Here is a 21,253-nt window from a genome sequence, read left to right as displayed (position 1 = left end):
GCCGGATTAACTACAATCTAAAGTCTGATTTTCTTTTGCAGGAGTCCGACCGTGGTCGATCCCCTCGCGCAGGTCATCGCTCTGCTGCGGCCGCGCGCCGTGTTCTCCAAGCTGATCAGCGGCGCGGGGCCCTGGGCCGTGCGCTATGGCGAGTTCGGCAGCCCGAGCTTTTGCACCATGCTGGAGGGACAGTGCGTGCTCGCCCTCGCGGGGCAAGAGCCCGTGGCGCTGGAAGCGGGCGACTTCGTGCTTCTGCCGGCGACACCGGGGTTCACCTTGTCGGGCATGGAGCAACCGGCGGCGCCGGTGTTCATGGACCCCCACCGCATGCCCGCGCCAGACGGCGAGCATGGGCTGCGTCATGGCACGCCCGACGGCCCGCCGGACATGCGCATGCTGGGCGGCTACTTCGAGTTCGACTCCCCCGACGCCGCGTTGCTGGTGTCGCTGCTGCCGGACATGCTGCACGTGCGCGGCGTGGAGCGGCTGCCGACCCTGGTGCAACTGGTGCGGCAAGAGTGCCTGGCCGCGCTGCCGGGCCGTGAACTGGTGCTGGACCGCCTGGTGGAGGTGCTGCTGATCGAGGCCCTGCGATCGAGCAACCGCGATGGTGCGCCCCCCGGGCTGCTGCGTGGGCTGGCGGACGCCCGCGTGGCGGTGGGCCTGCGCCTGATGCACAGCGCCCCGGAGCGGTCATGGACGGTGGACGCGCTGGCCCGGGAGGCGGCGTTGTCACGGTCCACTTTTTTCGAGCGCTTCCTGCGCGCCGTGGGGGTGCCGCCCATGGAATACCTGCTCGCCTGGCGCATGGCGCTGGCCAAGAACCTGCTGCGCAGCGGTGGCGGCGTGGGGCTTCATGAGGTCGCGGAACGCGTGGGCTACAGCTCGGCCAGCACGTTCAGCACGGCGTTCAGCCGCCATGTCGGGCTGGCGCCCGGCCGCTACGCGCGCCAGCAGCAGTAGCAGGCTTGCGGGTTGGTTGCTATGTTTTGTATAGCTGGTTGCGCTTGTCCATCAAGCGCTGGGGGCACTTTTCACTCCAATTTTCTGCGCCAGCACCCAGTGGTTGTCCAGCCGCACATCCTGCAAGCCCCGGCCATGCGGGTGGCGCAGGGGCGCGGCGGCCTGCGCGCCCTGCAGGCTGGCGCCCAGGCCGCCTGCCCACAGCGCGCCGCCTTGCACCGCCAGGGGGCAGGCCTCGGGCAGGGGCACCAGGCCCTGCCACTCGCCCTGCAATGAAAACGTGGCAATGCCGTGGGCGCGGGGGCAGCTCACGGCCCAGCCGGCGGGCGTGGCGGCCATGCTGCCGCCGTAGCCGTGGATGCCCTGGGCGATGGCCTGGGGTGCAGCCACCACGCGCAGCGCCGTGCCGTCGAACAGGGCCAGCACCGGGGCGGCGTCCTTGGCGGCTGCGTCGTCGTGCTCGGCCTGCAGCGCGATGCCCAGCGTGGTTCCATCGGGGCTCCATGCCAGGTGGCGCAGGCTCAGGCGGGGGTCCTGCAGGCGCCATTGGCCCAGCAGCCGGCCCGTGCGGGCGTCGAGCCGCACGAGCGATGAGTCCATGGTGCCCAGGTCGCGCTTGACGCGGCCTGTTTCTGGCGCGGTGGGCACGCCGCCGTTGGCGACGATCAGCGTGGGGGCGGCGCTGCCTTGGCCCTTGCTCTTGCCGCCCTGCGTGTCCCAGAGCAATTCATGCGCGTCGATGCCGTGGGTAGGCCATTCGGCGGTTTTCACGAGCGTGTGGGCGTCGCGCGCCACGATCAAGCTCGCGCCGGTCTCGGCGACGGTCTCGGTGGTGTACAGCCGCTGGCCATCGGCGCTGGCGAGCACGTGGCCGTTGAAGGAGCGCTCGCCGTCTTGCCAGAGCCACTGGGGCTCGCTGTCTTTGTCCGGCTGCCAGCGCACCAGCCAGTCGCCGGGCCGGCGGGCGGTGGCCAGCACGGAGCCGTCAGGCAGCACGCACAGGCCGTGGGCGCGCGTGGGCACTTCCAGCGACGCGTGGACCTGCAGCGCCTGCCCGGCACCCTCCTGCGTGGATAGCACGCCGATGTGGAAGCTGCCCTGGTGTTCCCATGCGGCAGCCAGGTGCACGCGGTCACCGGTTTTGGCGAAGACAGCTCCTGGCGCAATCACGCAGGCACCGAGGCCCCCCAGCAGGGTCAGCGCGTGCCGGCGGTGCAGAAGATCAGTCGCCGTCTGCATCAGAGAATCCAATGCTCACCTGCAGCGCGGGCGCCACTTCGGACTCGGCCAGGAATTTCAGCGCCGCCAGGTCCCTGGCAGCCTGCTGGATGGCCGCCTTGTTCTGCAGGCCGGACTTCTGCACCTGGGCCATCGACGCATCGACCTTGCCGGTGGCCTGGCGCAGCTTGTCGGCCAGCGGGTTCAGGCCCTTGCCGCGCAGGTACATCTCGAGCGGCACCAGCGCCTCGCCGGCGGCGGGGATGTCGGCATTGGCGGGCAGGGTGGTCAGGCTGCGCAGGCCGCTCCAGGTGGCCGCCCAGGCCGCCAGCGTGGTGCCGCTGGCGGTGCGGGGGTAGTCGGGCGTGCGGGCGCCGGATCCCGATCCAGCGGCGCGCAGCGGCTTGTCCATCTGTGCCCAGCGCAGGCGCTCGATGCCACCCACCCACTGGTTCACGAATTCGCCGATGGCCTGGGTGGACGCCTCCTGCTCGTCCTCGGCGCCCCAGTCGGTGGCCGCCGCATCGGCATAGGCCTTGGCCAGTGCGGCCGATTCCCGCGCCACATCCTGCGCCACTTCGTGCGCGTAGCCGCAGGCGGGGCTGCCGGGCTGGGCAGGGCGCGTCCACAGCAGCCATTCCAGCGCGGGCAGGCCCTTGGCGGGCGTGCCGATGCGCTCGAAGGCCTTGGCGCCCTGAGGCTGGGCAGCGATGGCTTTGTCGATCAGCGCGGGGCGCGTGGGCGTGAAGTCGATGGCGCGCTGGCTGCGGCGTGCGATGACGGGGCCGACGGGCACGGCGGCGAGCTGCTCCCACGCGCGGGCCGTGGCCTGCCAGGCAGTGCGTGCGGAGTCGAGCGCGGCCTTGCCGTCTGCCGCCGGCGCCTGGCACAGCGCCGCCACGGCGGGCACCAGGGCGCGGGCATCGCGGTCGAAGTCCTGTGCGCGTGGCAGGGCCCAGTGGCCGTAGATCCCTTGCAGGGCGTGCACCGTGTCGTAGAACGGCACGGCGTTGCGCTGCCAGGCTGGGATGGCGGGTGCAGTGGGCGCCGCAGACTGTGCCTGCGCTGTGAGAGGGGGCAGGGTGGCCAGCAGCAGGGCGGCTGCAAGGAGGGATGTTTTCATTGCCGGGCCGCCCCAAGATGAAAACGCGGCCCCCTCAGGGGGCAGCGACCACACGGAGTGGGAAGTGTGGGGGTAAATTCTCATAACGACTCCACGAATTTCACGAGCGCATCCCGGTCGGCTTTCTTCATCCTGAGCACCTGGTTCTTGGCCTCCTCGGCCTCGCCGCCATGCCACAGCACGGCTTCGAGCACGCCGCGCGCACGGCCGTCGTGCAGCAGGCGGGTGTGGCCGTTCACGTCCTTGATCAGGCCCGTGCCCCACAGCGCCGGGGTCTTCCACTGGCGGCCGTTGGCGCCAAAGTCGGGCCGGCCGTCGGCCAGGCGCTCGCCCATGTCGTGCAGCAGCAGGTCGGTGTAGGGCGCAATGCGCTGGCCGTTCAGTGCCTTGCTCGTCAGCTGGGGGAAGGGCCCCTCCTTGGTGACGTAGCTCGGCCGGTGGCAGGTGGCGCACTGGGCCTGCGCAAACAGCGCCTGGCCGCGCAGCACCTGTGCATCGTTGATGTTGCGGCGCGCGGGCGGGGCGAGCGTGGCCTGGTAGAAGATCACGTCGGCCAGGGTCTTGTCGTCGATCTCCACGCCGGGCTGGCCTTGGTCGCCACCGCTCTTGCCGCTCGGGGCGGCCAGGCAGTCCTTCTGCGTGGGCGTGCAGGCCTCTTGCGCGAAGTGGCGCGAGGTGATGCCCATGTCGCCCAGGAAGGCGCCGCCCGTCTGGTGCGCGATGGTGGCCACGTTGGCCTTCCAGCCGAAGCGCCCGACCATCATGCGGCCGGCGGGCCCGTCCCACACCTTGTTGGGCACGCCCTTGATGGGGCCGGGGGCGGCGGCCTGATCGGCGGCGTTGGCCAGGATGTCGGCCTCGGCGATGGCTTCGAGCAGGCCCACGCCGATGATCTGTGGCGCGATGCGCGGGCTCGTCATCACGTCCTTGTGCAGGGGGCCGTAGCCCAGGTCGGCAAAGCCGTAGATGGGCTTTTGCAGCGTGTAGGGCGTGCCGTCGGCAAACTTGCCCTTGATGGTGTCGTAGCGCAGGGTCACGCGGCCTTCGGGCTTGACGCCCTGGATGGCCGCGTTGTTGAACTGGTCGCCGTACACCGGGTCGTGCACCGGCCCGCCGTGCACGTCGGTGCCGGGTATGGACAGGCGGATCAGCAGGGCCACCGTGGGGTCCTTCGTTTCGCCCAGGCGGTTGAAGATCGCTGGCGGCTCGCCCCGGCCGTCCTGCACGTGGCAGCCGCCGCACGAGCGCGCGATGAAGTGCGGGCCGAGGCCGTCGCGCGCCTTGGTGGAGGCGGGCGCCTCCACCCAGTTGCGGCGGAAGAACGAGTTGCCGATGACGAAGCGCGTGCGCTCCTCATCGGTCAGGTTGGCGGCCGGGAACGAGAAGGCGTTGCGCCCGGTGGCGAACACCGTGGTCTCGCCGCCGGTTTTTTCGCCCAGCGGGTCGGGCTGGGGCGCCGCCGTCAACGACTGCAGGCCCAAGCCGCCGAAGCTTGCGAGTGCGACGATGGCGGTGCTGGCTGCCGCCAGGCGCACGGTGCGCCGGCGGGCAATGGCTTGCGCAGGCTTCATGCTCAGGGCTGGACCAGGGTCAGCTTGGTGATGCCGATCGCGTTGGCCGCGGCGACGAGGTCCTTGCTTTGCTGCGTGAGGCTGTCGATGGTCTTCTGGATGCGCTGGCGGCCCGGTGCGTCCTTGCCGCCGATGATCTCGCGGTCGAACGGTGCCTGGATGCCTTCGGCGGCAGCCACCGAGGCCGCGATCTGCTTCGTGGTCTTGTCGGCCAGCGCCGCGTCCTTGGCGGCCACCAGGTCGCGCAGCGATGCGCCCTTGACCACGCTGCCGTCGGCGCGCTGGTACTCGCCCAGCCACACGTTCTGGATGCCCTTGGCGTTGGTCACCGCGTCGCGGTGGGTGTTGTCCGAGAAGCACGAGTGCTCGTCTTCCTGGTCCTGGCTGTTCAGGGCCACTTCCAGGCGTTCGCCGGCCAGCTCGCCGCGCGAGAGCGAGCCCAGGCCCACCAGCATCTTGCGCACGGACTCCTGGCCGCCGCGCGCGAAGCGGGCGCGGTAGTTGTTCCTGGCGTCGGGCGCCCAGGCCTTCACCAGCGAGTTGAGGTCGTCGATGAGCAGGTCGGTCACCACGGTCAGGTACTGGCGGCGGCGGTCGGCGTTGGGGGCCTTGCCGTCCACGAAGTCTTCGAAGCTGCGGTCGCCCGGGCCGGTCTCGGACAGGTCCTGGCCCCACAGGAAGAACTCGATGGCATGCCAGCCGGTGGCGATGTTCTCCTCGCCGCCGCGCTCGTTCTGCGCAGACAGGTTCTTCTTGCTGATGACGAACTTGCGGTTGTTCACCAGGCCCGCATTGGGCTTGCCCTGGACGCTGTCGACGAACGATTCGTCCATGGGCCAGGCGTTGATGCGGCCCTCAGGTCCGTTGTCGTTGTCGATGGGCCCGCCGTAGAAGCGGAAGGCCTCGGTCTGGCCGTAGAACTCGCGCGCGGCCAGCCACTTCTTGCGGGCGTCTGCCAGGGTCTCGGCCGAGGGCTTGGCGGTGAAGGCCTGCACGGCCTCGCGCAATGCCTGCGCGCTGGCCAGGGTGTCGCTGTAGTTGGCATGCACCAGCTGCGCGTAGTGCGCCGCCACGGCCTGGGCCGTCACTGCCTGTTTCGCCTGGGCCTGCGGGGCCGCCGCCGGTGCCGTCTGGGCGGCAGCGCCGGTGCTGTAGGCGCAGGCGAAGCTACCCGCGAAAAACGCAGCCCCCAGCAGGGACGTCTTCAGGGAGGGGAATGTCATGCAGTGGTCTCCAGGGAATCACGCGGGCTGCCGCACGGGCCATGGGCCGGTGGCGGCACCGCGAAGGATGGGTGTGGATGGCGGGGCCGCACTGGCTGGAAGGGGCCTGCGCGCGAGCGTGGGCACAGACGACTGGCTGGGTGGGCGGGAGTGAGAAGGGATTATACAAATGGTAGTGATTCGTATTTGCCGAATTCCCTGGGTCCTGGCCGGGAACGCCTGTCATCAAACCGACGCAAAACCTTCACGGGGATGTCACCCGCGGTTTCTACGCTCCAGGGGTTTTGTAACCAACAACCCGAGGAACCCCCATGACCCACCGCGTGGATACGCCCGAGCAGGCCATCGACTTCAACAACGAAAACGCCAACACCTCCGCCAACCCCACGTTCGACGCGGTGCTGGGCGCCCGCCTGTCGCGCCGTGGCCTGCTGCGCGGCGGCGTGGGCTCCGTCGGCACCACCGTGCTGGCCGGGTTCGGCGTGAGTGCCTGTGGCGGCAGCGACGACCCCGTGGTGACGCCTCCCCCCGCCGGCCCCAAGCTGCTGGGCTTCGGCGCCGTGTCCAAGAGCCTGGCCGACGTGGTGGCCGTGCCCGCGGGCTACACCGCCAGCGTGATCTTCGCGCTGGGCGACCCCATTGCGGCGGGCGTGTCCGCGTACAAGAACGACGGCACCGACGGCGACTTCGACAAGCGCGCCGGCGACCACCATGACGGCATGGAATGGTTCGGCCTGGGCGCCGACGGCAAGCGCAGCGACAACGCCACCGAGCGCGGCCTGCTGGCCATCAACCACGAAGCCACCACCGACGAGAAGCTGTCTTCGTACTTCCTGCACGCCAATGGCGGCACCACCACCTTGCCCCGCCCCGCGGCGGAAATCGACAAGGAAACGGCCATCCACGGCATCGCCGTGATCGAAGTGGCCAAGTCCGGTGGCAAGTGGGCCTACGCGCAGAACTCCGCGCTGAATTTCCGCCTCACGTCGCTCAGCCCCATCGAGATCTCGGGCCCGGCCCGCGGCAGCGCGCAGCTGTTCACCAAGTTCTCGCCCACCGGCACCACCACGCGCGGCACGCTGAACAATTGCGGCACGGGCAAGACGCCCTGGGGCACCTTCCTGACCGGTGAGGAAAACTGGTTCGGCTACTTCACGCGTGGCGCCGCCGACGATGCCGCGCGCGGCAACGACAAGAGCGTGACGGCCCTCAAGCGCTATGGCCGCAACCAGGGCGCCGCATCGCGCCACGGCTGGGAAAGCGGCGGCACCGACGACAAGTACCAGCGCTGGAACAACAGCAAGACCGGCACGTCGGTGGACGGCACGGACGACTACCGCAACGAGATGAACGGCATGGGCTACATCGTCGAGATCGACGCCTACGACAAGACCCGCATGGCCAAGAAGCGCACCGGCCTGGGCCGCTTCGCGCACGAGAGCGCGGCCTTCGGCAAGGTGGTGGCCGGCCAGCCGCTGTCCATCTACATGGGCGACGACTCGCGCGGCGAGTACATCTACAAGTTCGTGTCCACCGCCACGTGGAACCCGGCCGACGCCAACGCCAGCGACCGCCTGGCCATCGGCGACAAGTACCTGGACAGCGGCAAGCTGTACGCCGCCAAGTTCAACGCCGACGGCACCGGCGGCTGGGTGGAGCTGTCGCTCACCAACACCGCCATCAGCGGCTATGCCACCTACAAGTTCGCCGACGCGGCCGACATCGTCATCAACACCCGCCTGGCCGCCGACGCCGTGGGTGCCACGAAGATGGACCGCCCCGAGTGGAACGCCGTGAACCCCGCCAACGGCGAGGTGTACTTCACACTGACCAACAACAGCGCCCGCAGCGCCAACCCTGGCAGCGGCCAGTACCTGCCCGACGCGGCCAACCCCCGCGCCTACACCGACATGAAGGGCACGACCAAGCAGGAAGGCAACCCCAACGGCCACATGGTGCGCCTGAAGGAAGGTGCGTCCGTGTCGGCCTTCACCTGGGACGTGTACCTGTTCGGCGCGGAAGCCAGTGCCGACAAGACGCTGATCAACATCTCGGCCCTGACGGACGACCAGGACTTCTCCAGCCCCGACGGCCTGGCCTTCAGCAAGGCCACGGGCATCTGCTGGATCCAGACCGATGACGGCGCCTACACCGATGCGAGCAACTGCATGATGCTGGCGGCGGTGCCCGGCCAGGTGGGCGACGGCGGCAAGAAGACGCTGACCTACACCAAGGCGGATGGCAGCAAGTTCGACATCGTCTCGCCCGTGGGCAAGGCCGCCACGGCCGACACGCTCAAGCGCTTCCTGGTCGGCCCCAAGGGCTGCGAGATCACGGGCCTGGCCGAAACGCCCGACGGCAAGACGATCTTCGTGAACATCCAGCACCCGGGCGAGTCCACCGGCATGGCCAACCTGGGCGACCCCGCCAAGTTCCAGAGCCAGTGGCCCGCCAACGCCGGCTACGGCGCGGGCAAGCGCCCTCGCTCGGCCACCATCGTGATCACGAAGAACGACGGCGGCAACGTGGGCACCTGACGGGGCGGGGTGAGAGGGAATGGGCCTCTCACCTTCCTTGATGGATTGGTTGCTTGCAGGCCGGCCCAGGGGGGCCGGCCTTTTTGTTTTGGGGGCAGGGGCTCAGTAGTCCGAACCCGGGGGCGGCGGCGGGGCGGGGGGCGAGGGGCGTGCCGGCGTGGCGGCGGGTGTGCCGCCCGCGCCGGGCGTCGCGGTGTAGCCCATCTGCCCGCTGCCGTCCTTGGTGCCCTTGCGCCCGGCGATCTGCCAGGCCGTGCGCTGGTGGATGAGGCTGGCCAGGAACTCCAGTTCCTCGTCGGTGTGGTTGATGGCGCCGGCCGGGGTGAGCAGGCGGCCATTGCGCGGCGCGCTCTCGACCCAGAACGACTGGTGGTATGACGCCTCGCTGACCAGGCTTTCGGTGCCCGCCGCCAGGTCCACCGTGCCGTAGCAATTGCAGAAGTAGCCCCGGTTGTCCTGATCGGCGAAGACCTCGGCGTACACCCCCGTGCCCCGGATGCCGGCGGTGGCGGTGGGCAGGATCACCTGGCGCTCCGCGCCCCGGCCCCACACGCTGGCCACGGCGCCGCTGACCAGGCGCAGTACCCTGACGGCGGTGGGCGTCTCGCCCTCCAGCGCCACGCGCGAGTTCTGGCGCACCAGGAAGGCGCCGTCGCCCACCGCAAAGACCACGGTGGCGCCGGGCCCGGTTTCAAGGCGGTCTCCCGCGGCGATGCTGTGCTGCGGGGTCAGCGCCTCGCCGTTGCGCAGCACCTGGCCGCGCAGCTCCACGATGTTGCTGCGCGACTGGGCGTGCGCGGCCACCCAGCCGCCCGTGGCCATCCACAGCGCTGCGGCCTGCAGCAGGCCGCGCCGCTGGTACCAGGCCAGCTCGTCCTCAGTGCGGCCCAGGAGCTGGTGCGGGTGGGGGCAGTGCGTCGTCATGGGGTGGTGCCTCGGAGGCGGGATGGGACGGGGGCTCGAAGCAGTCGCGGAAGGTGAAAATCACCGACGTGAAGAACATGGCCGCCATCACCATCGCGGCCCCCACCATGATGCCGCCCGCGGTCGATCCGGCCAGCCCCGCCGCCGCCAGCAGCGCGGACGCCAGCGTGACCACCACGCCCCCCAGCAGGAACACGCCCAGCCAGCCCAGCCCGTAGACCAGGAACGCGCCAAAGTTGCGCACGCAGGCCACGATGCTGAAGAACAGCGCCTTGACCGGCGGCACGCCGTGCCAGTGCACGAGCCCCGGGGCATGCCAGAACAGCAGCGACAGCGGCAGGTACAGCATCATGGACAGCCACATGGCGCCCTGGAAGGCGGGGTCTTCCGCCACTTCCTTGGTCAGGGCGGCGCCGCCCAGGTACACCCGCGCGAACTGGCCGCCGTCCAGCAGCGCCGACAGGCCCATCACCGCCAGGAAGCCCGCCGCATAGAGGGCGCCGAGCACCAGCATGTCGCGCAGCCGCTGCTGGCCGGTGCGAAACGCCACCAGCAGCACGGCGGGGGTGGGAAACCGCCCCTGCGTGGCTTCCGCCGAGGCCACCATCATGGCCAGCGTGGCCGAGGGCAGCAGCACCAGCGCGATGGCCGGGCCCACCAGCGGAATCAGCGTGGCCAGCGACATGGACGCCATGGTCATGAAGAACAGCGCCGCCAGCGCCATGGGTTGCCGCCAGAACGTCCGGATGCCGAGCTTGACCCAGGCCATGCCGGTGCGGGCGGGGACGATGTGGAGTTTCATGGATGCTTAGGAGGAGAAAAGAGGGTGGGGCCTGCGCCCGGGCACTGCTGGCAGCCGAGATGCTTCCGCTGGCAGTGCAATGCATAGCTTGGAATTTACCCCAGCGGCCCATTCCGGCCGCGGTGCAAGGGATCCCCCCTGCCGCGAGGGCCTGAACGCGGATTTTCCGCCGGGCCGGTCAAGAAAGGCGCTTCGCGTCTTCGTGCTCCGGTGATCCAGGGCGCTCCGCGTCCGCCGTGGCCCCTGCGGCGGGGTCGGTGCCGGCGCGGAACATGCCGCACGGGCCGCGCCGCCGCGAGCGCGACATCCCCGTGGTGGGGGCGGGCCCCACGGGCGGCTCCAGGGGCTTCATCTCAGGCGTGCACGGGCTGCGCAATGCGGGCGCGCAGCACCCGCTCGAAGTGCGTGGGGTCGTGGGGCGTCAGCATCGAGGCTTCGCGCGGCAGGTGGAAGTCCCACAGGCGCGAGATCCAGAACCGCAGGGCGCCCGCGCGCAGCATGGCGGGCAGCAGTTCGCGCTCGGCCGCCGTGAGCGGGCGCACGGCCTGGTAGGCGTCGAGCATGCGGGTGGCGCGCCCGGCATCGTGCTGGCCCGTGGCGAGGTCGATGCACCAGTCGTTCAGGCACACGGCCAGGTCGAACAGCCAGGTGTCCACGCCCGCGAAGTAGAAGTCGAAGAAGCCGGTGAGCTCTTCGCCCTCGAACATCACGTTGTCGCGGAACAGGTCGGCGTGCACGGGGCCGCGCGGCAGGGCCGCGTAGGCGGCGCCGGCGGCCACATGGTTCTGGTAGGCCAGTTCGGCGCGCAGCAGGGCGGCCTGGGTTGCGCCGACGTGCGGCAACACCACCGGCACCGTTTCGTTCCACCAGGGCAGGCCGCGCAGGTTGGGCTGATGGCGGTCGAAGTCGCGGCCCGCCAGGTGCATGCGGGCGAGCATCGTGCCCACGGCGGCGCAATGCGCGGCCTGCGGCGCCAGCTGGCTCTTGCCGCGCAGCTTGTTCACCACGGCGGCGGGCTTGCCACACACGGTGTGCAGGATGTCGCCGTCCTGGTCGGCGCGCGGATCGGGCACGGGCACGCCACCGTGCGCCAGGTGCTTCATCAGGTACAGGTAGAACGGCAGCTGCGCGGCGGTGAGGCGCTCGAACAGCGTCAGCACGAACTCGCCCTGGTCGCTGGTGAGAAAGTAGTTGGTGTTCTCGATGCCACCCTCGATGCCGCGCAGCTCCACCAGCTCACCCAGTTGCAAACGGCGCAGCAGCTCGCGCGCCTCGGTGTTGGAGACTTCGGTAAAGACGGCCATCGCTCAGGGGGGTTACAAAGAAATGAAAAACTGACAGCAAAAGGGCAGGGCGTGCAGCGGCTTCATGGGGGGCAGCGCGGTGGCGCTGCCCGGCGCCGCAGGGGCCTCAGAACTTCAGCACGTTCCAGACGCGCGGGGCGGTGGTGGTCTCCGCGCCGCTGTTGCTGCCCGCGCGGCTGCGGGCGCCGTCGGGCGACTGCACTTCATAGCCGGGCAGGTTGCCGGTCTTGGGCTGCACGGAAATGATCTGGGTCTGGCCGCCCACGCGCAGCTCATCCACGCGGTTGCCCGCGTCTTCGACATGGATGCGCTCGGTGCGCTGGTTGGAACGGCCTGCAGGTTGCTCCTGGTTTGAGAGCGCCTCGCGCGTGTCTGCCGTGCCCTGGGGGGCATTTGGGCTTGAACTCTGGGCCAGGGCGGTGCCGGAGGCAATGCCCAGCAGCAAAAGGAGGTGAAGAGCGCGCATGGGGCGATTGTAGGGCGCGGGCTGGGCGGGGCTCGGCCGTGCACAATTGCCGCATGAGCAACAAAAAGACCCTGGTGCTGGTGGACGGTTCCAGCTACCTCTACCGCGCCTTCCACGCCATGCCCGACCTGCGGGCCGTGCCGGGCGACCCGACCAGTGCCGCCACGGGCGCCATCCGGGGCATGATCAACATGATGCAGGCCCTGCGCAAGGAGGTGACGGCCGACTATGCCGTGTGCGTGTTCGACGCCTCGGGCCCCACCTTCCGCGATGCCCTTTACACCGAATACAAGGCCACGCGCTCGCCCATGCCAGACGACCTGCGCAGCCAGATCGAGCCCATCCACGAGGTGGTGGACCTGCTGGGCTGGAAGGTGGTGGCCGTGCCTGGCGTGGAGGCCGACGACGTGATCGCTACCTTGGCCAACGTGGCGGCCGCACAGGGCATTGAGGTCATCGTGTCGAGCGGCGACAAAGATTTGAGCCAACTGGTCAACGAGCACATCACCATCATCGACACCATGAGCGGAAAGCGCCGCGATGTGGCGGGCGTGACGGCAGAGTTTGGCGTGCCGCCTGCGCTGATGGTGGACTACCAGGCGCTGGTGGGCGACACCGTGGACAACGTGCCCGGCGTTGCCAAGGTAGGGCCCAAGACCGCCGCCAAGTGGCTTGAAGAATATGGCTCGCTCGACAGCTTGATTGCCAACGCCGACGCCATCAAGGGCGCGGCGGGCAACAATCTGCGCGAGGCGATTGCCAGCGGTCAGCTGGCATTGAGCCGTCAGCTTGTCACCATGAAGACCGATTGCGCGCTGGCCGACTACATCCCCGGTCTGCCTGCGTTTGACGACATCACGCTGGACGCGCCAGACAACACCGGCTTGCTGCCGTTTTACGAAAAGTATGGCTTCAAGGGCCTGGCCAGCGCGATCAAGGGCGCAGCGGCCCCCGCCACCACAGCTCCCACCGTTGCCATGCCCGGTCAAAGTGGTGATCTGTTTGCCGACCACTCGGCCAGCACCGTGGCCGAAGAAGCCCAGCACCGCACCGTGGTGTACGACACCATCCTCAACTGGGCCGACTTTGACCAGTGGCTGGAACGCCTGCACAAGGCCCCGCTGGCGGCGATCGACACTGAAACCGATTCGCTCGACGAGATGCGTGCGCAGATCGTGGGCATTTCCTTCAGTGTGCAGCCCGGCGAGGCCGCCTACATACCGCTGCGGCATGAAGGCCCCGACGCACCCGCGCAGCTGCCGATGGACGAGGTGCTGGCCCGCCTCAAGCCCTGGCTGGAGAACGCCAGGCACCACAAGCTGGGCCAGCACATCAAGTACGACCGCCATGTGTTCGCCAACCACGGCATCGAGGTGCAGGGCTACGCACACGACACCATGCTGCAAAGCTACGTGCTCGAAGTGCACAAGCCCCACAACCTGACCAGCCTGGCCGAGCGCCACACCGGCCGCAAGGGCATCACGTATGAAGACCTGTGCGGCAAGGGCGCGCACCAGATCCCGTTTGCCCAGGTGCCCGTGGACAAGGCTGCCGCCTACTCGTGTGAAGACTCGGACCAGACCCTGGACGTGCACAACGCGCTGTGGCCGCTGCTGCAGGCGGACGACAAGCTGCGCTTCATCTACGAGCTGGAGATGCAGAGCAGCGAGGCGCTGTACCGCATCGAGCGCAACGGCGTGCTGATCGATGCGCCCACCCTGGCCACGCAGAGCCACGAGCTGGGCCAGCGCATCCTGCAGCTCGAAACCGAGGCCTACGAGATCGCAGGCCAGCCCTTCAACCTCAGCAGCCCCAAGCAACTGGGCGAAATCTTCTTCGACAAGCTGGGCATGCCCGTGGTCAAGAAAACCGCCACCGGCGCGCGCAGCACCGACGAAGAGGTGCTGGAAAAACTGGCCGAGGACTACCCCCTGCCCGCCAAGCTGCTGGAGCACCGATCCTTGAGCAAGCTCAAAGGCACCTACACCGACAAGCTGGCCCAGCTGGCGCTGCCGCGAACGGGCCGCGTGCACACCCACTACGCGCAGGCCGTGGCGGTGACGGGCCGCCTGTCGAGCAACGACCCCAACCTGCAGAACATCCCCATCCGCACTCCCGAAGGCCGCCGCGTGCGCGAGGCCTTCGTGGCGCCCGCAGGCCGCGTGATCGCCAGCGCCGACTACTCGCAGATCGAGCTGCGCATCATGGCGCACCTCAGCGGCGACCACTCGCTGCTGCACGCCTTCCACGCGGGCCTGGACGTGCACCGCGCCACGGCGGCCGAGGTGTTTGGCGTCGAGGTGGAGCAGGTCAGCAGCGAACAGCGCCGCTACGCCAAGGTCATCAACTTCGGCCTGATCTACGGCATGAGCAGCTTCGGCCTGGCCAAGAACTTAGGGATAGAAACCAAGGCCGCAGCCGCCTACATCGACAAATACTTCCAGCGCTACCCCGGCGTGAAGCAGTACATGGACGACACCAAGGCCGCCGCCAAGTCCATGGGCTATGTCGAAACCGTGTTTGGCCGTCGCCTGTACCTGCCCGAGATCAACTCCCCCAACGGCCCCCGCCGCGCAGGCGCCGAGCGCGCGGCCATCAACGCGCCCATGCAGGGCACTGCGGCGGATTTGATCAAGCTGGCCATGGTGGCCGTACAGAAGGAACTGGACGCGCACAAGCCCAGCATCCAGATGATCATGCAGGTGCACGACGAACTGGTGTTCGAGCTGCCCGAGGGCGAGGTGGACTGGCTCAAGAGCCACATCCCGCGCCTGATGGCGGAGGTGGCTGCGCTGAAGGTGCCGCTGCTGGCCGAGGTGGGGGTGGGGGCGAATTGGGACAAGGCCCACTGAGGCCCAGGAGAGAACCGACGCGGGGAGGCAGAAATTTCGGTATTTTTGCCCCGGCGCTCATCCAGCAATCGCTGGCAGCTATCAAATTTTATGTCGTTGCCTGCGTCGCCGTCTCGCTGGAGAGACGAGCGGCTAGTTAGCTGCTCGCAAGACCCGTTTACGCCCTGGGTGAGAACACGAACAGCCGACCTTCGAAGTGAAGTGGTACTCCAAAGACAAGCTTCTCCAGGTTCGGAAGGTACAGCCAGCATCAAGCCCGCATCGCTGGTGCGCCGTGTGACGGTGAATTGCCCGTGGGTAAGCCACACCAGAGTACGCATTGCGGCTGCCGGTTCTTCCTCAACCCGCGCCGTGCAACTGCTTCACCCGTGCCCTCAACGCGTCAGCCGCAGGTGACAGCACACGGTCGCGCCGCTGCAGCAGACCCAGGGTGCGCCACAAGTCGGGCGCGCTGAGGGGCACGCCGCAGACCTCGGCGTGAGCAGGCGGCAGTGCCAGCTGGGGCAGAACGGCCAGCCCCAGGCCACCTTCCACCAGGGCCAGCGCGCCCGCCACGTGATTGCATTCGTACCAAGCCACCGGTTGCTCGGGCAGGTCGGCCGTGGCCTGGTCCAGCAGCAGGCGGTTGGCGCTGTCGCGCGATACCGACACCAGCCGCATCCCGGCCAGTTCGGCCCAGGGCACTTCCTTGCGCTTGGCCCAGCGGTGGCTGCGCGGCATGGCCAGCATGTAGCGCTCTTTGGTCAGGGCTTCAAAGCGAACGGCAGACTCCTGACTTCCCGTGAAGCTGAGCCCGAAATCGGCCGCGCCGCTGAGCACGGCGTCCAGGACCTGGCTTGCGCTTTCGTCCATGACATGCACCTGCACTTCAGGTTGCGCGACTGCAAAGCCGCGCAGCACACGGGGCAGGAGATGGCTGGCCACCGACGGGATGCATGCAATCGTGACCCGCCCCCGGCGCAGGTGTACTTGGTCGCTCACACGCTGCACGGCCGCATCCAGCCCGGCCAGCGCGGTGCGAGCCTCGTGCAGAAACTCCTGGCCGATGGCGGTCAGTTCCACGCTGCGGGTGGTGCGCTCCAGCAGTCGCACGCCCAGGGCCAGCTCCAGCCGCTCCACGCGCCGGCTCAAGGCGGGTGCCGACAGGCATAGCGCTTCGGCGGCAAGCCGGAAGCTCGCCTTCTCCGCGGTGGCCACGAATGCCTGCAGTTCACCCATATCGAATTTGATGCGTGCCATGCAACAGTCGCTCCTTAAATTGCAATTCACAGACCATTGTGCCCTGCCTAGACTTGCGCTCCTAGCAAGGCCGACCGTGCTTCGGCCGCTTCTGGAAATCACCGACATGCAACGACGTTCACTGATCGCGGCGGCCACCCTGGCGGTCAGCCTTGCGCTGGCCCACACCACAGCCCAGGCTCAAGACTTCCCTCCCAAAAAGCCGGTCACCCTGGTCGTGGGCTTTGCCGCCGGCGGTTCGGCGGATATCGCTGCGCGGCTGATTGCCAAGAAGCTGGGCGAAAACATTGGCCAGAGCGTGGTGGTGGACAACAAGCCAGGCGCGGGCGGTAATCTGGCGCACACGCAGGTCGCCACTGGTCCATCGGATGGTTCGGTGCTGCTGTTTGGGTCGATCGGGCCGCTCACCATCGCGCCCCATTTCATGGCCGTGCGCTACGACCCGCTCAAGGATCTGTCGCCCATCACCATGGGCGTGAGCTTCCCCAATGTGCTGGTGGTGCCGGCCAGCACCGGCATCAAAACCCTGGGCGAATTTGTGGCCAAGGCCAAGCGTGAGCCTGGCAAGCTCGACTTTGCCTCGACCGGCCCTGGGTCTGCCTCCCACCTGGCGGGCGAGCTGCTTAACGATGTGGCCAAGATCGATACCGTGCATGTGCCCTACAAGGGCGGCGCCCCGGCGCTGCAGGACGTGCTGGGCGAGCGGGTCACGTCGTTCTATGCAGCGCCTCCCACGGCGCTGCCCCACATCGAATCGGGCAAGCTGGTGCCGCTGGCCACCACCGGGCTGACCCGCCCCGCCTACCTGCCCAATGTGCCCACGGTGGCCGAGACGTTCCCGGGCTTCAATGCCACCAACTGGTATGCGTTCGTGGCTTCGGCCAAAACGCCCAAGCCGTTGCTCGACCGCTGGAATGTCGAGCTGGTGAAGGTGCTCAACACCCCCGAGGTGCGCGAAAACCTCCTCAAGCACGGCCAGACGGCTGCGCCCGGCACGCGGGAAGAACTGGGCAAGTTCATCGCGGCAGAGCACGGCAAGTGGGGCCGCATCGTGCGCGAGCGAAAGATCACTGCGGACTGAGGCGCAGCGCCCCGCATTCCAACAAGACATCAGGAGACAAGACATGCAATCCGTCTATTCGACGACTACCCGGCCTCCGCGGGCGCCGCGCCGACGATTCCTGAACGCCATGCTGGGCACCGCGCTGGCGGTGGGCCTGGGCATGGCGGGCGCCGTGCCGGCCAGCGTCCAGGCCGCAGAGATCCGCGTGGTCACATCGGGCGGCTTCTCGGCTGCGTACGACCAGTTGATCCCGCTGTACGAGCAGGCCACCGGCCACAAGGTGGTCACGGAGCGGGGTGCATCCATGGGCAACGCGCCCGATTCGATCCCGAGCCGTTTTGCCCGCAACGAGCAGTTCGATATCGTCATCCTGGCCGATTCGGGCCTGGAGGCACTCATTGCCCAGGGCAAGGTGCAGCAGGGCAGCCGCGTGGATCTCGCGCGTTCGATGATCGGCATGAGCGTGCGCAAGGGCACGCCCAAGCCCGACATCAGCACGGTCGATGCGCTCAAGAAGACGCTGCTCGATGCCAAATCCATCGCCTACTCGGCCAGCGCGAGCGGCGTCTATCTGTCGACCGAATTGTTCCCGCGTCTGGGTGTCGCGGAGCAGATCAAGGACAAGGCCACCAAGATATTCAGCGAACGCGTGGGCGCGGTGGTGCTGCGCGGCGATGCCGAGATCGGCTTTCAGCAGGTGAGTGAGCTGTTACCGTTCAAGGAGTTGGAGTTTGTCGGCCCGTTGCCGGACGAAGTGCAGCAGCGCGTGTTTTTCTCGGCCGGTGTGGCGGCTGGGTCGGCCAATCCGGAAGCGGCCCGCCATCTGATCCGCTTCCTTTCGGCGTCGGCTGCAGCACCCATCATCCGCAGTACCGGCATGGAGCCCGCCACCGCTCGCTGACGCGGCGACTCCCGGCACCGCCCAGGCACGCCCCCTGCGCCCGGGGCGCATGCCCCTTCCTGCGCGCACCTCAGACACGACAGGCACCGGCTTTGCACGGTGCGGCTGGCGGCTGCGCGCACATCACTACAACGACAAAAGAGTCCTATGACCCGCTTGATTCCTGTCCTCGTCGCCGCACTGAGTGTGCCGGCCTTCGCATTTGCCCAGCAGGGTGGCCCCACCGTGTATGGCATCGTCGACGCCAGCGTGCGGCACACCTCGGGCATGACCTCCGCCAACGCACCGGCCGCCGCGTCGGCCACCGGCCTGGCCAGCGGGGTCGACAACACCAGCCGCATCGGGTTCCGCAGCCGCGAGGACCTGGGCGATGGCATGTACGCGCTCTTCAACCTGGAGACGGGCCTGAACGTGGACACGGGCAGCACGGCCAACGTCACCAAGTTCTTTGATCGAGCCGCCATCGTTGGCGTCGGTGGTTCGTGGGGGCAGGTCACCCTTGGGCGTCAGACCAATCTGTTGGCCGATGCCGTCAGCCCGGTGGATGCCGTGGGTATGCGCTTTGCGGCCTTCAATCCCAACATCGTCACTGCGGCCTTGAGCAACCACGGCCTCGGGGTGGAGTACGGTGCCACCGGGTCTTCCAGCGGGTCGTACCGGCTGGACAACTCCTTCAAATACACCGGTTTCTTCGGTCCGGTCACGGCCCGGGCGATGTACAGCGTGGGTGAAAACGCCGGGTCCACCGCCGCCCAGCACTCGGCCGGTGCCGGCCTGGCGTACACGGCCGGGGGCTGGGTCATCTCGGGGGCGTTCCAGCGGTTCACCACGGCGGCAGACCTGCCGCTGCGTGCCGCCACGCTGGGCGCTGCCTACCAGTCCGGCAGCGTGCGCCTGGCGGTCAACACCGCGCGCAACCATGCGCAGACGTCAGCATCGGCCCGCACCGGGCAGCGCACCCATTCGGCCGGCGCCACCTGGTCGGCGACGAACACGATCGACCTCACAGCGGCGTGGTACCGCGTGGAGCGCGAGCGCACCGGGGCCAGGGAGGACGGGTACAGCCGGACCATGCTGTTTGCAGAATATAAATTCTCACGCCGCACCAAGCTCTACGCCGAGCTGGACCGTACCCGCTGGCGCGCGGGCTACCAGGGCGCGGCCCCCAAGAGCCGAGCCACCGGGATCAGCAGCGGCATCGCGCATACGTTCTGAGCCGCGTCGCGGTCCTCCGGTGCGGGCCGCCGAGGCTGCCTGGTCGACCCCGCTCTGCGGTGCCCCCGGCATTGCCCTGCTCCATGAAAGAGTCTGGAAGCGGACGCCGGAAAGGGCATGGGTGGTAGCCATGCAGGCGCGCAGGGTCGCCGCTAAACTCGTGAGGCAACCCGTGGCCGCATGGCCGCCTCTCCCACATTTGCCTGGAGCCCCTGCATGCCCGATCCCACCCCTTACACCCCACCCGCCATCTGGCAATGGAACAAGGAAAACGGCGGCCAGTTCGCCAGCATCAACCGGCCCATCGCCGGTGCCACGCACGACAAGGAATTGCCCGTGGGGAGGCATCCGCTGCAGCTGTATTCGCTGGGCACGCCCAATGGCGTGAAGGTGACTGTCATGCTGGAAGAGCTGCTCGCGCTGGGCCACAGCGGCGCGGAGTACGACGCGTGGCTGATTCGCATCAACGAGGGGGAGCAGTTCGGTAGCGGGTTTGTTTCCGTGAACCCCAACTCCAAGATCCCTGCACTGCTGGACCGCACGGATCCGGCCCACCCAGTGCGCGTGTTTGAGTCCGGCGCCATCCTGATGTACCTGGCCGAGAAGTTCGGCAGCGCCTTCTTGCCCAAAGAGGGCGCGGCGCGGGCCGAGTGCCTGTCGTGGCTGTTCTGGCAGATGGGCAGTGCGCCGTTTGTGGGCGGCGGATTTGGGCATTTCTATGCCTATGCGCCGGTCAAGATCGAATATGCGATTGACCGCTATGCGATGGAGGCCAAGCGCCAGCTGGATGTGCTGAACCAGCGCCTGGCCGTGACGGAGTACGTGGCGGGCGATGAATACACAGTGGCCGACATTGCAATCTGGCCCTGGTATGGCCTGCTGGTGAAAGGGCAGGCCTACAACGCAGGCGAGTTCTTGCAGGTGCACGAGTACACGCATGTGGTGCGCTGGGCCGAGCAAGTTGCCAAGCGCCCGGCGGTGCAGCGCGGGCGCAAGGTCAACCGCGTCAATGGCGACCCGGCCAGCCAGTTGCGCGAGCGGCATGACGCCAGCGACTTTGACACCAAGACGCAGGACAAGATCGAGGCGGCGGCAGCAGCAGCTTCTTCACCCGCACGCTGAGTTTTCTTGCAAGGCGTCACCATGATCACTTTGTACGACTGCGCCACCGCGCCCAGCCCGCGCCGCGCGCGCATCCTGCTGGCAGAAAAGGGCGTGGCCCACGACACCGTGCAGGTGGACCTGCGCAATGGCGAGCAACTGGGCGAGGCCTACCGTCAGATCAACCCGCAGTGCACAGTGCCCGCGTTGCGCACCGAAGAGGGTTTGCTGCTGACCGACAACGCGGCGATCACCGCGTATCTCGAAGCGCGCTACCCGCAGCCTGCACTGCTGGGCGAGACGCCTGCAGAGAAGGCCGAGATCGCCAGCTGGAACTGGCGCATGGAGTTCGAGGGCCTGCAGGCCATTGCCGAGGCGCTGCGCAACAGCGCGCCCGCCATGGCCAACCGGGCGCTGCCGGGCGCGGTGGACTATCCGCAGATCCCGGCCCTGGCCGAGCGTGGGCTGGTGCGGGTGGGGCAGTTCTTTCAGCTGCTCAACGAGCGCCTGGCGGGGCGCGACTTCATGGCCACCGACCGCTTCAGCGTGGCCGACATCACGGCCGTGGTGGCGGTGGATTTTGCGCGCGTGGTCAAGCACAAGCCGGGCGAGCAGCACCCGCACCTGCTGCGCTGGCGCGCGGCCATGGCGGCGCGGCCGTCGATGTCGTTGTAGCTGTAGCTGAGAGAACCGTTACGGCCGCCAGCTAGCCGCCCGACCGGGCTGCCGCAGCCCGTTTCCGCAATGGGAG

At 68.3% G+C, this 21,253-nt stretch carries 17 protein-coding genes; 8 read left to right on the top strand and 9 right to left on the bottom strand.

Annotated features, from left to right (window positions below; translation table 11 throughout):
* Positions 1 to 51 precede the first annotated feature (51 nt).
* Entirely contained in the window at positions 52 to 963 is a 912-nt protein-coding gene (locus AC1RCS_RS21380) for an AraC family transcriptional regulator (RefSeq protein ID WP_218295685.1), read from the top strand.
* A gap of 51 nt (positions 964 to 1,014) precedes the next feature.
* Here the strand turns inward: AC1RCS_RS21380 and AC1RCS_RS21375 are convergent, their stop codons facing one another.
* The 4 genes from AC1RCS_RS21375 to AC1RCS_RS21360 all read right to left on the bottom strand — a co-directional run bounded on the left by AC1RCS_RS21375 (position 1,015) and on the right by AC1RCS_RS21360 (position 6,098).
* Positions 1,015 to 2,202, bottom strand: coding sequence for a DUF1513 domain-containing protein (locus tag AC1RCS_RS21375; RefSeq protein WP_492245870.1), 1,188 nt, complete (start codon positions 2,200 to 2,202; stop codon positions 1,015 to 1,017).
* A complete protein-coding gene (locus tag AC1RCS_RS21370; protein ID WP_492245869.1) occupies positions 2,186 to 3,304 on the bottom strand; it encodes an imelysin family protein in 1,119 nt (372 codons plus the stop codon). The genes AC1RCS_RS21375 and AC1RCS_RS21370 overlap by 17 nt, the downstream gene beginning before the upstream one ends.
* 80 nt (positions 3,305 to 3,384) lie before the next feature.
* On the bottom strand, positions 3,385 to 4,875 hold the full coding sequence (locus tag AC1RCS_RS21365) for a di-heme oxidoreductase family protein (protein WP_492245868.1): 1,491 nt from the start codon (positions 4,873 to 4,875) through the stop codon (positions 3,385 to 3,387).
* 2 nt (positions 4,876 to 4,877) lie between these two features.
* Positions 4,878 to 6,098, bottom strand: coding sequence for an imelysin family protein (locus AC1RCS_RS21360; RefSeq protein ID WP_218340041.1), 1,221 nt, complete (start codon positions 6,096 to 6,098; stop codon positions 4,878 to 4,880).
* Between the two features lie 311 nt (positions 6,099 to 6,409).
* Here AC1RCS_RS21360 and AC1RCS_RS21355 point away from each other — a divergent pair, with 311 nt between their 5' ends.
* Entirely contained in the window at positions 6,410 to 8,635 is a 2,226-nt protein-coding gene (locus AC1RCS_RS21355) for a PhoX family protein (protein WP_369643055.1), read from the top strand.
* A 102-nt stretch (positions 8,636 to 8,737) separates the two neighbouring features.
* Here AC1RCS_RS21355 and AC1RCS_RS21350 read toward each other — a convergent pair whose 3' ends face one another.
* From AC1RCS_RS21350 to AC1RCS_RS21335, 4 genes are all read right to left on the bottom strand, one after another.
* Entirely contained in the window at positions 8,738 to 9,559 is an 822-nt protein-coding gene (locus AC1RCS_RS21350) for a FecR family protein (protein WP_492245867.1), read from the bottom strand.
* Positions 9,513 to 10,361 (bottom strand): BPSS1780 family membrane protein, encoded by an 849-nt coding sequence (locus AC1RCS_RS21345; protein ID WP_492245866.1) that lies wholly within the window; start codon positions 10,359 to 10,361, stop codon positions 9,513 to 9,515. The genes AC1RCS_RS21350 and AC1RCS_RS21345 overlap by 47 nt, the downstream gene beginning before the upstream one ends.
* A 353-nt stretch (positions 10,362 to 10,714) precedes the next feature.
* Positions 10,715 to 11,665, bottom strand: coding sequence for a homoserine kinase (locus AC1RCS_RS21340; protein WP_492245865.1), 951 nt, complete (start codon positions 11,663 to 11,665; stop codon positions 10,715 to 10,717).
* A gap of 106 nt (positions 11,666 to 11,771) precedes the next feature.
* Positions 11,772 to 12,131 carry a hypothetical protein gene (locus AC1RCS_RS21335; RefSeq protein WP_492245864.1) on the bottom strand — a complete coding sequence of 120 codons (360 nt, stop codon included), beginning with the start codon at positions 12,129 to 12,131 and terminating at the stop codon, positions 11,772 to 11,774.
* A 53-nt stretch (positions 12,132 to 12,184) separates the two neighbouring features.
* Between AC1RCS_RS21335 and polA the strand changes: the two genes are divergently transcribed.
* Complete coding sequence (gene polA / locus AC1RCS_RS21330; protein WP_492245863.1) at positions 12,185 to 14,983, top strand: DNA polymerase I; 2,799 nt, start codon at positions 12,185 to 12,187, stop codon at positions 14,981 to 14,983.
* A 339-nt stretch (positions 14,984 to 15,322) separates the two neighbouring features.
* Here polA and AC1RCS_RS21325 read toward each other — a convergent pair whose 3' ends face one another.
* Positions 15,323 to 16,222, bottom strand: coding sequence for a LysR family transcriptional regulator (locus AC1RCS_RS21325; RefSeq protein WP_218295675.1), 900 nt, complete (start codon positions 16,220 to 16,222; stop codon positions 15,323 to 15,325).
* A 106-nt stretch (positions 16,223 to 16,328) separates the two neighbouring features.
* Here AC1RCS_RS21325 and AC1RCS_RS21320 point away from each other — a divergent pair, with 106 nt between their 5' ends.
* From AC1RCS_RS21320 to AC1RCS_RS21300, 5 genes are all read left to right on the top strand, one after another.
* Positions 16,329 to 17,303, top strand: a complete 975-nt coding sequence (locus tag AC1RCS_RS21320; RefSeq protein WP_369643051.1) for a Bug family tripartite tricarboxylate transporter substrate binding protein — start codon at positions 16,329 to 16,331, stop codon at positions 17,301 to 17,303.
* Between the two features lie 43 nt (positions 17,304 to 17,346).
* On the top strand, positions 17,347 to 18,186 hold the full coding sequence (locus AC1RCS_RS21315) for a substrate-binding domain-containing protein (protein WP_492245862.1): 840 nt from the start codon (positions 17,347 to 17,349) through the stop codon (positions 18,184 to 18,186).
* A gap of 147 nt (positions 18,187 to 18,333) precedes the next feature.
* Positions 18,334 to 19,401: a porin gene (locus tag AC1RCS_RS21310; protein ID WP_492245861.1), complete on the top strand. Its 1,068-nt coding sequence runs from the start codon at positions 18,334 to 18,336 to the stop codon at positions 19,399 to 19,401.
* Between the two features lie 216 nt (positions 19,402 to 19,617).
* Complete coding sequence (gene yghU / locus AC1RCS_RS21305; protein WP_492245860.1) at positions 19,618 to 20,523, top strand: glutathione-dependent disulfide-bond oxidoreductase; 906 nt, start codon at positions 19,618 to 19,620, stop codon at positions 20,521 to 20,523.
* A 21-nt stretch (positions 20,524 to 20,544) separates the two neighbouring features.
* Complete coding sequence (locus tag AC1RCS_RS21300) at positions 20,545 to 21,177, top strand: glutathione S-transferase family protein (RefSeq protein WP_218295670.1); 633 nt, start codon at positions 20,545 to 20,547, stop codon at positions 21,175 to 21,177.
* Positions 21,178 to 21,253: the final 76 nt, after the last annotated feature.

It is taken from the genome of Acidovorax sp. GW823-FHT01C06 (assembly GCF_058798375.1).
The sequence above is the reverse complement of the archived record's forward strand: the minus strand, read 5'-3'. Positions and strand labels throughout refer to the sequence as shown.

Excerpts from the sequence above, each read along its gene's own strand:
- AC1RCS_RS21375 (WP_492245870.1), bottom strand. The coding sequence starts at position 2,202 with ATGCAGACGGCGACTGATCTTCTGCACCGCCGGCACGCGCTGACCCTG.
- AC1RCS_RS21370 (WP_492245869.1), bottom strand. The coding sequence starts at position 3,304 with ATGAAAACATCCCTCCTTGCAGCCGCCCTGCTGCTGGCCACCCTGCCC.
- AC1RCS_RS21365 (WP_492245868.1), bottom strand. The coding sequence starts at position 4,875 with ATGAAGCCTGCGCAAGCCATTGCCCGCCGGCGCACCGTGCGCCTGGCG.
- AC1RCS_RS21360 (WP_218340041.1), bottom strand. The coding sequence starts at position 6,098 with ATGACATTCCCCTCCCTGAAGACGTCCCTGCTGGGGGCTGCGTTTTTC.
- AC1RCS_RS21355 (WP_369643055.1), top strand. The coding sequence starts at position 6,410 with ATGACCCACCGCGTGGATACGCCCGAGCAGGCCATCGACTTCAACAAC.
- AC1RCS_RS21350 (WP_492245867.1), bottom strand. The coding sequence starts at position 9,559 with ATGACGACGCACTGCCCCCACCCGCACCAGCTCCTGGGCCGCACTGAG.
- AC1RCS_RS21345 (WP_492245866.1), bottom strand. The coding sequence starts at position 10,361 with ATGAAACTCCACATCGTCCCCGCCCGCACCGGCATGGCCTGGGTCAAG.
- AC1RCS_RS21340 (WP_492245865.1), bottom strand. The coding sequence starts at position 11,665 with ATGGCCGTCTTTACCGAAGTCTCCAACACCGAGGCGCGCGAGCTGCTG.
- AC1RCS_RS21335 (WP_492245864.1), bottom strand. The coding sequence starts at position 12,131 with ATGCGCGCTCTTCACCTCCTTTTGCTGCTGGGCATTGCCTCCGGCACC.
- polA (WP_492245863.1), top strand. The coding sequence starts at position 12,185 with ATGAGCAACAAAAAGACCCTGGTGCTGGTGGACGGTTCCAGCTACCTC.
- AC1RCS_RS21325 (WP_218295675.1), bottom strand. The coding sequence starts at position 16,222 with ATGGCACGCATCAAATTCGATATGGGTGAACTGCAGGCATTCGTGGCC.
- AC1RCS_RS21320 (WP_369643051.1), top strand. The coding sequence starts at position 16,329 with ATGCAACGACGTTCACTGATCGCGGCGGCCACCCTGGCGGTCAGCCTT.
- AC1RCS_RS21315 (WP_492245862.1), top strand. The coding sequence starts at position 17,347 with ATGCAATCCGTCTATTCGACGACTACCCGGCCTCCGCGGGCGCCGCGC.
- AC1RCS_RS21310 (WP_492245861.1), top strand. The coding sequence starts at position 18,334 with ATGACCCGCTTGATTCCTGTCCTCGTCGCCGCACTGAGTGTGCCGGCC.
- yghU (WP_492245860.1), top strand. The coding sequence starts at position 19,618 with ATGCCCGATCCCACCCCTTACACCCCACCCGCCATCTGGCAATGGAAC.
- AC1RCS_RS21300 (WP_218295670.1), top strand. The coding sequence starts at position 20,545 with ATGATCACTTTGTACGACTGCGCCACCGCGCCCAGCCCGCGCCGCGCG.